A 12677-nucleotide genomic window follows, 5' to 3' on the forward strand; every position below is an offset into this window, starting at 1 on the left:
ACAGACAAGCGCTATCGTCGGAGGGGTGTGTGTTCACGTCAATCACCGCGTGTCCATTCGTGTCACGATGCCGCAGCGACCGCGTCGACGGCATCAATGATGACATCGGCAACCGCTTGCGGTTGTGACAGTATCGACAGATGGCTGGCCTTCAGCTCGATCGTGGTCGCGTTTAGCCGCTTCGCGAGTTCCCGCTGGAGCTCGATGCTGACTACTCGGTCGCTGGCGGAGACGATGAACCAGTTGGGACGCGTCGCCCAGGCTGCTTCGGTGATCTTGTCGCCGAAGGTCGCCTCCGGCAGCGGCGGCTGGACCACAGCCAACAGCCGGGCGTCTTCTTCCGGCAGGTCCTGCGCGACGTCGTTGATCCAGCCTTCCGCGCTGAGCTTGAGCAGGCCGGGGCCCGCCTTGACGATCTGGCTCAATCCAGGCGGTGCTGGATGCGAGCCGACGAGATCACCGACAGACTCGCCGACTTTTGGCGGCAGCGCAGCGACGAACACGAGCGCCTCGACCTTGGGGTCGTTGCCGGCCTGTGCGATCACCGCGCCGCCCCAGCTATGGCCGACCAGGACGACCGGTCCCTTGATCGCGTCGAGCACCAGCTTTGTCGCTTCGACATCGGCTGCCAGGGAGGTCGTCGGGTTCTGCACCGCGACCACTGGGATGCCTTTGTTCATCAAATACGGGATGACGAGCCGCCAGCTCGATCCGTCCGCCCACGCGCCGTGAACGAGGACAACGGTCGGAGACGGCTCGGAACTGCTCATGTGAGATTGTCCTGTGCGGGATCGTGATCGGTCGCAACCAATCTAGGACACAGGCACGAGCGCATCTTGCAGGTTCGCACGGCGTCTTGAACATTCAGTCCGTGCGGAAGCCCGGATCAGGCGCTGCCCGTGGTAAAGAAAAGTGAAATGCGGCGCCGCGTGGTTTGACCGATGTCGCCCAAAGCCGGCCACCGTGCGCCTCGACGATCGACTTGCTGATCGACAACCCCATGCCCATCCCGTGAGGCTTGGTCGTCACCAGCGCTTCAAATAGTTGATCGATACGGTCTTCGTCGAAGCCGAGGCCATTGTCGGTGACGCTGACGACGACGGTGTCGTTGTCGGCCGACCGCGTGGCAACCTGGAGCGTTCGTCGGCCCTCAATGGCTGCCGTCGACTCAATGGCATTCATCGTCAGATTGAGGAGAACCTGCTGGAGCTGGACCTTATTGCCCAAAACCAGGCTGTCCTCGTCGGTGAGATCTGTCTCGAGCTGAACAGTATGCTGACGAAGTTCGCTTTGGATGATCGAAAGCATCTCGATGGCGACATCGTTGATGTCCACGGCGGACATTTTGGGTGGGGATTTAACCGCTAGGCCTCGGATGGTTTGAACGACGTCCGCGGCGCGGCGGCCGTTTTCGATCACCCGGCGAGCGGCGCGCTCGGCCTCCTCAATCGAAGGTCTGTCGTTGCTCAGCCACCTGACGCAGACCTCTGCGTTGGTAATGATCGCGGTCAAAGGCTGGTTGATCTCGTGGGCGATCGAGATCACCAATTCGCCGATCGCCGTGAGCCGCGACATGCGCATCAGCTCGGATTGGGACTTTTGTAACGCCTCGACCAGGGCATCCTTTTCTTCCAACAGTGCGTTCTTCAATGACATCGCTGCCTGCGACGCCAGGAGCTTGAGGATCGTGAGCTTTGCGGGCGTGAAGACGCCGGCCGCCAAATTGTTCTCGAGGAAGATGATGCCGACAAGCTTGGTGCGTTTGACGAGGGGCAGGCACAGGATCGACCTGCATTGCACCGAAGCAATGTAAGGATCGTCAACGAAGGGTCCGCTGGCGCGTGCGTCGTCGAGCATCACGGGTTCCCCGGTGCGGGTGACGACGTTGATGATCGTATTCGGCAATTCGGACGCCGAGACGATCTCCTCGCGCAACGATACGCGAATGCCATCGTGACCGGTTCTGGCCTCGGCGCGAACGCTCAATTCGTCGCCCTGTGGGATGATCAGCAAGCCCCGCTGCGCGCCGGCATGTTCGATCACCAGGGCCATCAGGGTTTCCATCAGGCGCGAAACGCCCGGCTCGTTGGAGACAGCCTCCGAGGTTTTGACGACGGTTGCGAGATCGAAGCTGTCGGTGAATTCCGGTGGCACGAGCGGAGTTGTCAGCAGGCCGAATCCGTGTCCCGGGTTTTGGCGTTCGATTTGCTTCACCTTCCCGAGCGCGCCCCACCGGTGATAGCAGTCGCGCGCTCGTGCCGAATGAGTCTCGTAACCGGTCTGCAGGCCCTGGCGATGATAGAGGCGGGAAGCCAACTCGTGAGCGATTGCTTCGACATGCAGAAAATGATGTCGCTGCGAGGACTCGATGGCCCGTTCGTATGATCGGATGGCGTCGAACGGCCGGTTGTCGATCCGCGCGATCTCCGCGGCCAGCACAGCCGCGCGGCCCTCGAAATTCTCGTGGCAATGCGTTTCCCACTCCGACATCTGGCGGTGCGCTTCGACCAGTCCGGCCTTCAGCCTATCCCGCAGGCTGGCGGGCGCGGAGTCGTAGTAGGCAGCCTGGACCAGCCCGCCATAGAAGCGGACGACGACGTACTCGAAATGGCCGAATGTGGTCCACAGCAGCGGCGTGGCTTTCTCCATCGCCTCGTAAGCCGCGCGGAATTCGCCGGCGAAATAGCGCGCCTGCATCTTCCGGATCCAGAACCAGCAAGTCGCAATATCGAGGCTGCGGTTCGCCGAGAGCTCTTGTTCGAAATTGCCTTCGTCAAATTCCGCATCGTTCAACGAGCCGAAGGCATCGGTGTCGCTTCTCAACATCCGAATGAGTTGGAGCTGCGTCCTGATGATGTGGACGATCAAGCCGAATTTGGCACGCTGCATCAATTGCAGTCGTGTGGCCGCTTCCGGTTCGACGTCGTCGAGCAGGTCCCCGGAGTCCAGGCGGTTCGTGATCAGCGTGCAGGATGAAAACCCGGCATAGGTCAGGTCTCCGGTCTCGTTGGATTCGTCGAATGCTCGCCGCAGATATTTCTGCGACTCCGTCAGGGGGCGGGCCCATGGCAAGACATGCGCGCCATAGGTGAGGTCGACGCGTGCTTTGTACTTGTCGAGTCCGCGCTCTTCCGTGAGGCGAAGACCGAGTTCACCGAAGCTCAGCGCAGCCCGATAGTCGCCGAAAGTAGGCCCCGCCACCATGCCGAGATACGCATAGGCCAAGGCGGACGCGTCGCTATTGCCGTGGTGGATACTGAGATTGGCCATCCGGCACAGGATCAGGCAAACGAGGTTGAGGTCGGTGAAGAAGGCGGGCGCGAGCGCGGCGGTCATGACGCCTAGGGCGGCGCAGTGCTTTGGGGCGGTCGCGATCGGCAGGTCCAGCAGCGCGGCAATGGAAAGACCGTCCAGGCGCCGCGCAAGACGCTGATATTCGGCCCGGGCGTCCTCCCGGGAGGGCTGCCGAGGCCAGATGATGCCGACTTCGCTCAGGTAGTCGAGACAGATCCTCACTGCGTCGGAACTGCGATCCATTGCGGTACAGAGAGTGATCTGCAATGCGACGACCGAGGCTTTGTCGACCTCATCGGCCGCTTCGAGCCTCAGGTCCTGCAGCCGACTTTCAGCCGCGAGGGGCCGCCCTGTCAGGAGTTCGCACTCGGCGATCTGATATTCGATCTGAAACGCCAGATCCTGGTGGTCCCGCCACTCCTGCCTGGTCAGCCGCGAGCGGGCCGCCGTCAGGTAAATCAAGGCGGACTGATAAGCGACGGCATTTCTCGCAGCCTTGCCGGCTTCGTGATTGTATTGCGCCATCGTCAGGCGTTCTGTCGCTGACGATACCAGTGCGGCGCCTGAATTGTAGTGGTTCACGATCTGGAAGATCGCATCGGACGACGCAGCGGGGCCGGCGGCCGCGGCGAGATGGCGGGCGATAAACAGGTGCTGTGCCGCGAGATCGGCCGCGGGGATCAGGCGGTAGGCTGCCTCCCGCACGCGGTCGTGAACGAAGCGATAATCGGATCCGGCGCGGAGCACCAACTCGGCGGTTACGAGGTCTTGCAGTCCGGCGTGGACCTGATTTTCCGACAGTTCACAGAGCCGACTCAGCGTTTCGGCATCAGCGTACATGCCGAGGCACGAGAAGACTTTGACAATTTGCAAGCTGGCTGCTGGCAACCTGTCGAGCCGACGCGCCATCAGATCGACGACGTTGTCGGTGTATCCCTTTGCATCGATCAGGTCGAGGTTCCAGGTCCATTCATGACGGAGCGCGTCGAACACGAGAAGCTGCTCGTGAACCAGCGACGAGAAGAACTGAATAGTGAAGAACGGATTTCCTCCGGTCTTGCGATGAATCAGGGCTGCCAACGGCGATACGCGCGCCGGATCACTGCGCAACACGTCGGCGACGAGGCTCCTCACGCTTTCGAACGTCAGCGGTTGCAGCCGAAGTTCATCGACATGAGCTGCATAGGCGCGAATGTCGTCCAGCGCCGAGGCCAGTGGGTGCGATTCATCGACCTCGTTATCGCGGTAAGCGCAGATCATCAGGAGGTGGCCAATCTCCGGCGCGCTCGCGAGACGCACCAGAAATTCGGCGGTTGCGGTATCGAACCATTGCACATCGTCGAGGAAAAGAACGAGCGGATGGTCTGGCCCCGCCAGGGCGCCGACGAAACGGCTAAGGACGGCTTGGAACCGGGCGCGGCTTTCCTGCGCCGGCAGATCCGGGATTGCGGGTTGATCTCCGATCAGAAGTGCGAGCTCGGGCACGAGATTGAGCAGCAGTCCGCCGCTCGTCCCGAGAGCATCGCAGAGTCGATCCCGCCAACGCGCCAAGTCGTCCTTGTCCTGGCCGAGGATCTGCCGGACGAAGGATTGAAACGCCTGCGCCAGCGTAGCGAACGGAATGTCGCGGCTGTACTGATCGAATTTGCCGGAGATGAATAAGCCGTTGGTGGGGGTCAGAGTCTTGCGGAGTTCGTTGACGACCGACGACTTTCCTGCGCCCGAATAGCCGGAGATCAGCACCCATTCGGTGGCTCCGGTGGAAGCGACGCGGTGATAGGCGGAGAGAATCTGGTTGATTTCGGCGTCGCGGCCGTAAAGCTTCTCGCTCATCCGGATGACGCCGCAGGCGTCCTGCGCCGTCAGTCGGACGCCAGCCGTCGTGTGGTAAGCCTCCCAGGCGACCAGGCAGGAGCGCAGATCGCGCTCGACGCTGGCCGCAGTGAGATAGCGATCATCGGCAGATTTGGAGAGCAGCCGGAAGATCAGCTGCTCGATGGCGATGGTCTCCGGCCGCGCGGAAGGCAGCGGATTCGGGCTTCGCGCAATGTGGTAGTGGATCCACTGCGTCGGGCTGTTGGCGAGAAACGGCAGAGCGCTGGATGCCATCATCTGATACAGGATGATCCCGAGGACATAGAGGTCGCTGCGAGCGTCGATCGAGCGATTCACTCGGCCGGTTTGCTCGGGCGACATGTAAATGGGCGACTCGACCAGCGACTCGTGAATTGCGAGGTCGGGGCGTTCGCGATGAAATCGTGAGGCTCCGGCTAGCCCGGTGAGCCAGACGTGGTCGGCCGCATCGATCCAAATCGTGTCCGGACACAGGTTGCGGTGGATCAGGCCTTGCAGATGAACGTAGCTGAGCGCGTGCGCAAGTCCGATTGCCCGTCGGAGAAAGCGGGTGACCTCCAGTGGCTCATCGAGCAGTTCGGCGAGTGGGCGCGCGCGATCGTCGATCAGTAGGCCGAGTCGGCCATGCGCTGAGACCAACTCGCTTGGAATGAGGATCACGTCGGGATCAAGGTCGCGGGCGACAGCGAGTTCCTGGGCAAGGCGCTGCGCAGCGGCCGGGTCGGACGAGTCCGCCATGAAGAGGAGCGAGGCCGGGGCGGTCCCGTTTTGCACATGATAGAGGTCGTAGCGGCCGCTCCGCCGCACAAACCGCAATTCGCCACTGATGACGCGCAGCGATCGTGATTCATCTGGGGGCGGCGCCGGGGCCATCAGGTCGCCCCGCTTCCGCCAGGCAGAGCGATCGCGCGATGGATGCATTCCACGAGGCGCTGCGCGTCGAACGGCTTACTCAGGAACTCGATGGCTCCCATCCGCCGGGCCCGCGCCTCGATCCGTTCGTCGGGGAAGGCCGTGATGAACACGACCGGCGGTGCGCGCCCCTCTGCAAGCAAGCGCGCATAAAGATCCAGGCCATTGAGGCCCGCCATCTGCACGTCGGTGATCAGGCAGGCCGTCGCCTCGATCGACTCCGAATTCAGATACTGCCGGGCGGAGTTGAAACCACGGGCTTCGAGGCCGAGCGATTTGATCAGTCCCTCGATCGCGATCCGGACATTTTCGTCGTCGTCAATCACCGAGATGATCTTGCCGATGGTCAAGTCTGCCATCCTCAAGGGGCGATCCTGCACGATCGACGGCTCTCAAAATTGCGGCAGCCGTCGCGGCCTTATAAGTCATACGATGGTTTTATGTCGGTTCCGCCCGCGCCCGGGCAGATCAGTTCCGCCATTCTCACAAGCTCGGCGAGCGATCTCGCACCCATCTTCTTCATGACACGGCCGCGGTGGATCTTGACGGTGATCTCGCTGAGGCCGAGGTCAGCGGCAACGATCTTGTTCATCGATCCGGCCGCGACCATTTCGAAGATCTGCTTTTCACGCGGCGTGAGCGCGCGGTGACGCTGCAGGATCTCATCGCGCTTGCCGTCTGCCTCGCGGCGCTTGCGGTCGATCTCGATTGCTGCTGCGACCGCGTCGAGCATTTCCTGATCGCGGAAGGGCTTGGTGAGAAAATCGACTGCTCCCGCTTTCATGCCGCGCACGGTCATGGGCACATCGCCGTAACCGGTCATGAAAATGATCGGGATGCGGACGTTCAGCCGCGACAAGATGTCCTGCAGATCGAGGCCACTGGTCCCGGGGAGGCGGACATCAAGGAGCATGCAATTCGCTTCGGCAGGCACGCCCGCCGTCAGCAGCTGTTGAGCTGACGAAAATAGCGCAACTCTGTTACCGACCGAAAGAAACAGGCCAGCTAAGGCCTCTCTGATATCGACGTCATCGTCGACGATCACCACGAGTGGGCCGGGCGCTGAAGTCATGAATCCCGCTGCTACCTTCCGATCGGCGCCACATTAGACAAAGTCGGAAGGCAATGCCAGTTGGCGGCGCGCACCGGGCCGTGCAACGCCCATGCGGCAACTGCATCACTCGACAAGCTTGCGTTACAAGCTCCAAGACAAATGGGAAAGCCCGACAGGACGGGCTTCAGCAGCAGGACCTGATGCGGGGTAGCCGCGGACCGTCTTTGAGGAGACGGTCCCCGGGTTGATCCGCAAGCTACTTCGATTTCTGGCGGTTCTTGCTGCTCTCGGCGGCTTTGGCGAGAGCGGCTGCGAACGCACCGCCGCCGCTGTTGCTCTCGGGGCGCGGACGGTGACGATCGATCAGTTTGGCACTGGCGCCGCCGCCACCGCCAGATTGTCGGCGCTCGCCGGGCTTGGGGATCGGATCCGACATCCGCAGCGTCAGGCCGATCCGATTGCGCGGCACATCGACTTCGAGCACCTTGACCTTGACGACCTGGCCCGGCTTCACGACTTCGCGCGGATCGTTGATCCGCCGCTCCGACATCGCCGAGATGTGGATGAGCCCGTCCTGATGCACGCCGATATCGGCGAAAGCGCCGAACGCCGCTACGTTGGTGATCGTCGCCTCGAGGATCATGCCGGGCTTGAGATCTGTGATCTTCTCCACGCCTTCCTGGAAGGTGGCGGTCTTGAATTCCGGACGCGGATCGCGGCCAGGCTTCTCCAGCTCTTTCAGGATGTCACTGACGGTCGGAACTCCGAACTTGTCGTCGGCGAACTCTGTCGGCCGCAACGCCTGCAGCGTCTTGGTCTGGCCGATCAGCGCTTTGATGTCGCTCTTGGTCGCCGCGAGGATCTTCTTGACGATCGGATAGGCTTCCGGATGAACGCCGGAGGCATCTAGCGGGTTCTCGCCGTCACGAATGCGCAGGAAGCCGGCGCATTGCTCGAACGCCTTGGGGCCGAGGCGCGGCACTTCTTTCAGCTTGGCGCGGCTGGGGAAGGGTCCGTTGGCGTCGCGATGCGCAACGATGTTCGCGGCCAGCGTCTCGCCGATGCCCGACACGCGGGCCAGCAGCGGCGCCGAGGCCGTATTAAGATCGACGCCGACCGCGTTCACGCAGTCCTCCACGGTGGCGTCGAGCGCGCGCGACAGCGTGTACTGATTGAGGTCGTGCTGATACTGGCCGACGCCGATCGACTGCGGCGGCACTTTCACGAGTTCACCGAGTGGATCCTGCAGGCGGCGCGCGATCGACACCGCGCCGCGGATCGACACGTCGAGATCGGGGAATTCCTTCGAGGCGAATTCGGAGGCCGAATACACCGACGCGCCGGCTTCCGAGACGATCGCCTTCGTGAGCTTGAGGTCGGGCTTGGCCTTCATCAGGTCGGCGACCAGCTTCTCGGTTTCGCGCGATGCGGTGCCGTTGCCGATCGCGACCAGCTCGATGCGATGCTTGACGCACAACTGCGCCAGTTCGAGCATGCTCTCGTTCCACTTCCGCGCCGGCTCGTGCGGATAGATCGTGGTGTGATCGACGAACTTGCCGGTACGGTCGATCACCGCAACCTTGACGCCTGTGCGGTAACCAGGATCGAGTCCGAGTGTGGCGCGGCCGCCGGCAGGCGCGGCGAGCAGCAGGTCGCGCAGGTTCGCAGCGAATACGCGCACCGCTTCCTTCTCGGCCTGCTGCCAGAGCCGCATCCGGACGTCGAGGGAGAGGCCGGTCTTGATCCGCGTACGCCATGCCCAACGCACACAATCGGACAGGAAACCGTCGGCAGGTCGGCCCTTGCGCGAGATGCCGAAGGTGGCGGCGATACGGTTTTCGTACTGCGTCGGCTCCTTGGAGTCGGGATCTTCACCGTCGCCGAAGTCCAGCGACAGGATTTCTTCCTTCTCGCCACGCAGCAGCGCGAGGATGCGGTGCGACGGCAGCTTTTCGTAGGGCTCCGAGAAGTCGAAGTAATCGGCGAACTTTGCGCCCTCGGTCTTCTTGCCGTCGCGCACGCCGGCCTTGATCTGGCCGCGGCTCCACATCATTTCGCGCAGGCTGCCGGTGAGGTCGGCGTGTTCGGAGAAGCGCTCGACCAGGATGGCGCGGGCGCCTTCCAGCGCCGCCTTGACGTCGGCGACCGGATGATCGCCGTCGGTCTTCACATAGGCCGCGGCCTCGGCCTGCGGGTCCTTGTCGGGGTTCTGCAACAACAGATCGGCCAGGGGCTCAAGGCCCGACTCGCGGGCGATCTGCGCTTTGGTGCGGCGCTTTTCCTTGAACGGCAGATAGATGTCTTCAAGCCGCGCCTTGGTGTCGGCGGCGAGCAGGGCTTTCTCGATCTCGGGCGTCAGCTTGCCCTGTTCCTTGATGCTGTCGATGATGGCGATACGGCGCGCGTCCATCTCGCGCAGATAGGTGAGCCTCTCTTCCAGAGTGCGCAGTTGCGTGTCGTCCAGCATGCCCGTCGCTTCCTTGCGATAGCGCGCAATGAACGGGACGGTCGACCCGCCGTCGAGCAGGTCGATGGCAGCCTGGACCTGTTCTTCGCGGACGGCGAGTTCGGTGGCGATGATGGACGCGATTTTCGGCACTGGGAGTCTCTCGGAACGATGGCAAGGACGTCGACGCTTCGCTGACGCGCGCGGCGAATCGAAGGCAACCTACGACATCTCGCAGGCGAGGTGGACGGTCCGCGTGCGGTGGCCCACAGGCCTGTTCACGCGCGCCGCCGAATTCCGGCAGGTGCCCGGAGTCCCTCAGCTCGCCGGCACACCGCGGATTCGCAGGGGAAGCAACCCGCGTACGGCCCGTCCGAGGCGAATGCCCGGCAACTCGACAAAGCTGTAGCAAATGTAGGCCAGCGTCAGCGCCGCCATCGTGCTGGCCGAGAAGATCAGCAAGGCGACCGCCGGCCGCGGCATGCCCACTGTGTCAATCAGCCAGACCAGGAATTCCGGATGATTCCAAACCGGCGTGATCGTCAGGAAATGAAACAGATAGTAGCTGAACGATAATTTGCCGAGCCAGTGCGCGATCGGTTGGTCGAGCACGTTGAGCAGCGACGCGCGCGGACCGTAGGCGACAAGATAGATCATCCCCCAGGCGCTCAGCGAATTGACCAGAAATCGCCAGGTCGATGCGGGCCCCAGCATCGGACGCGCGGTGAAGAACAAGATGATGCAGATCGCAACCGCGATATTGGCCTGCATCGGCGACAGCCGCGATGCCAGGCGGCCAGACGAAGCCGCGCAGAAGCAGCCGAATGTGAAGGCATAGAACAATTGCAACGGCGGGTCGCCGAGCACCTTATGGATCGACGGATCGAACGACATCACAACAAGGCCCAGCGAGATCGCGATCGCCGCCATCAGCGCGAGCCGCGTGCCCCGCAACAGCAGCAGATACATCACATAGATCACCGGAATGGCCAGCAGTTCGAGCTGCAGCGACCACATCACGCCGTTGAGTGATGTACTGATCAGCGCCATGTTCTTGAGGATGGTCAAAGCCGCGGGCGCTGCGCCGAACAGCGCCAACGCGGTAGCGAACGATCCGATCGCAAAGATGATCGCGGGATACAGCCGGAATAGGCGCGCAATCACGAACTCGGCCGCCTGCGCAGGAGAGGGGCTTGCCTCGCGCAGCAGGGAGCGCGTCAGGACGAATCCGCTGAGCACAAAAAAGAAGATCACGGCCTGCAGGCCATCGACCGCGTGCACGATCGTCGCATAGAGCAGACGACTTCCGGTGCCGAATTCGATGCCCGGGTGCGTCAGCAATTCGGTTGTCGGTCCGGTTGGGGCCTGCACCACATGCGATGCCGCGACCAAAAGGGCGGCGATGCCGCGCATCGATTCGAGGCGCGGAATGAAAGTCTGGGTTCGGTTCATTCGGAGATGCGTTCGCTGATCTGAAAGTGACGTTAGAAGCCGGTGAGAGGGCCGTAAAGGGGCTCTGGCTGCGACCGGCTCTGCGGCGGTGTGGCCTGATTGACGGTAATTTGGTCCGCCGCGCGCCCGGCGCGTTGATTTCAGGATAATTCGCATCGACCGATTGTGCGCGGTGGGTTAGGGGGCGGCCAACCACCGGAGGAACTTACGCTTTTCCTTCGGCGCGCGCGGGTGCATCACTGTCGTCAGAAGCATCGTCCTGTTTGAGCCAGCTCTGACGCACGCGGCTTAGCCAAGGACCGTCGCCTTCGCAATGCGCGCCTCTAAGCTCGGTCCCTCAGTCGAGCCCGAAGCCCTCTTTGCGAACCCACTAGCCAGCGCCGAGACCTCCCCCGGTCGGCGTGGCTCCAGCCCCGGGGCTTCCCCGCCCAGCCCCGGGGCTTCTTCTTTGCGGCATCCCGCCGTCTTCCATTCGTGATTGTGTCTTGACCCGGTTGCGTTCTGCTCCGTCCTCTGATCTTTTAATGCAAATAATTCGCATGTGCATCTAGGGTGCCGTGTTGGGCTGTGTGGCAAGAGTGGAGGGCGGGAGTGGTGGAAATCGAGCATGTCTCATCGCGGCCGGGTTCGGCGGGAACCCGGATTTCTCCTCTGCTGTCGGCGGCTCTGCTGTCGCTCGGCGTGTTTGGTGACGCCTTGCCGGCTTTTGCGGAGGAGGAGCGGATTTCCCGACCCGGCGCCCGCCCGTTTCAGGGGCCACCCCTAAACCCAATAGGCACCGCGGCGCCGGTGCATGCCGAAGGTGCCGATACCGAGCACATCTTCGGTTTCACCATGGGGTCCGATATCGGCCGGGTCGGCGAAATCGAGCTGGAAATGGAGAATGTCGCCGCGTTCGGCAAGCGCGACGGCCGCTACGGGACGCTCGCGACGCTCAACCAGGTCAAGTACACGGTGTCCGATCGTTTCCGCATTGCGCCTGGTTTCGCGCTCGGCGCGCAACGGATCGATGGCGTCGCCGGCTTCGACGATCGTCACCATGTCAGTTTCAATGGAGCCACGCTGGAGTTTCGCGCAAAGCTGATAGAACGGGCGACGGCGCCCTTCGGATTGACGCTGCATGCGCAGCCGGGGTGGAACCGCGTCGACGACGGCAGCGGCCTTCGCGTCGAGCAATACGGCGCCGAGTTTGCGGCGCTGTTCGACAAGGAACTGGTCGAGGATCGCTGGTTCGCCGCGTTCAACATTTGGTACGGGACCGGCACCACCCGCACGCATGCGACGGGGATCACCGCGCATGACTCAGAATTCGCACTGCACGGCGCGGTGTCTTATCAGGTGAAGCCCGGCCTCCTTGTCGGAGTTGGGACACGCTATCTTCGCAGCTATGATGGTGGCGGGCTCGATCGACTCGTCGGAGAGGCGGTCTATGTCGGGCCGACGTTCTCCTACAGCCTCACCAGCACGCTCGGACTATCCGGCACCTGGCAGTTCCAGGTTGTGGGCCGTGCGGTCGGCGACAGTCGATGGCTGGACCTCGACAATCACGAGCGCCAGCAGGCGATGCTACGGATCAACGCACATTTCTGAGCGGCGTGACGTGGCGAAGCGACGTTCGCCGCGTCACCACAATCTCGTCCGAATTCACAACTAATCGTGGTCGAA

The 12677-nt window shown here is 62.6% G+C and carries 7 protein-coding genes; 1 reads left to right on the forward strand and 6 read right to left on the reverse strand.

Annotated elements, in window-relative coordinates; translation table 11 throughout:
* Positions 1-62 precede the first annotated feature (62 nt).
* The 6 genes from ACFFJ6_RS18085 to ACFFJ6_RS18110 form a co-directional block, all read right to left on the reverse strand.
* Entirely contained in the window at positions 63-770 is a 708-nt protein-coding gene (locus tag ACFFJ6_RS18085; protein ID WP_378390353.1) for an alpha/beta fold hydrolase, read from the reverse strand.
* Positions 771-864: 94 nt separating this feature from the next.
* Positions 865-6021: a trifunctional serine/threonine-protein kinase/ATP-binding protein/sensor histidine kinase gene (locus tag ACFFJ6_RS18090; protein ID WP_378390355.1), complete on the reverse strand. Its 5157-nt coding sequence runs from the start codon at positions 6019-6021 to the stop codon at positions 865-867.
* Positions 6021-6410, reverse strand: coding sequence for a response regulator transcription factor (locus ACFFJ6_RS18095; protein ID WP_378390357.1), 390 nt, complete (start codon positions 6408-6410; stop codon positions 6021-6023). The genes ACFFJ6_RS18090 and ACFFJ6_RS18095 overlap by 1 nt, the downstream gene beginning before the upstream one ends.
* Before the next feature lie 68 nt (positions 6411-6478).
* On the reverse strand, positions 6479-7132 hold the full coding sequence (locus ACFFJ6_RS18100) for a response regulator transcription factor (protein WP_378390359.1): 654 nt from the start codon (positions 7130-7132) through the stop codon (positions 6479-6481).
* 238 nt (positions 7133-7370) lie between these two features.
* Positions 7371-9713, reverse strand: coding sequence for a Tex family protein (locus tag ACFFJ6_RS18105; protein WP_378390361.1), 2343 nt, complete (start codon positions 9711-9713; stop codon positions 7371-7373).
* Positions 9714-9878: 165 nt separating this feature from the next.
* Complete coding sequence (locus ACFFJ6_RS18110) at positions 9879-11168, reverse strand: acyltransferase family protein (RefSeq protein ID WP_378390363.1); 1290 nt, start codon at positions 11166-11168, stop codon at positions 9879-9881.
* Positions 11169-11612: 444 nt separating this feature from the next.
* Between ACFFJ6_RS18110 and ACFFJ6_RS18115 the strand changes: the two genes are divergently transcribed.
* Entirely contained in the window at positions 11613-12602 is a 990-nt protein-coding gene (locus tag ACFFJ6_RS18115; protein ID WP_378392187.1) for a DUF6662 family protein, read from the forward strand.
* Positions 12603-12677: the final 75 nt, after the last annotated feature.

The organism is Rhodopseudomonas telluris (assembly GCF_042432815.1).
Classification (GTDB): domain Bacteria; phylum Pseudomonadota; class Alphaproteobacteria; order Rhizobiales; family Xanthobacteraceae; genus Rhodopseudomonas; species Rhodopseudomonas telluris.

Bases quoted from the DNA above. Each gene is read 5' to 3' on its own strand.
- ACFFJ6_RS18110 (WP_378390363.1), bottom strand. From the start codon at position 11,168: ATGCGAATTATCCTGAAATCAACGCGCCGGGCGCGCGGCGGACCAAAT.
- ACFFJ6_RS18090 (WP_378390355.1), bottom strand. From the start codon at position 6,021: ATGGCCCCGGCGCCGCCCCCAGATGAATCACGATCGCTGCGCGTCATC.
- ACFFJ6_RS18085 (WP_378390353.1), bottom strand. From the start codon at position 770: ATGAGCAGTTCCGAGCCGTCTCCGACCGTTGTCCTCGTTCACGGCGCG.
- ACFFJ6_RS18100 (WP_378390359.1), bottom strand. From the start codon at position 7,132: ATGACTTCAGCGCCCGGCCCACTCGTGGTGATCGTCGACGATGACGTC.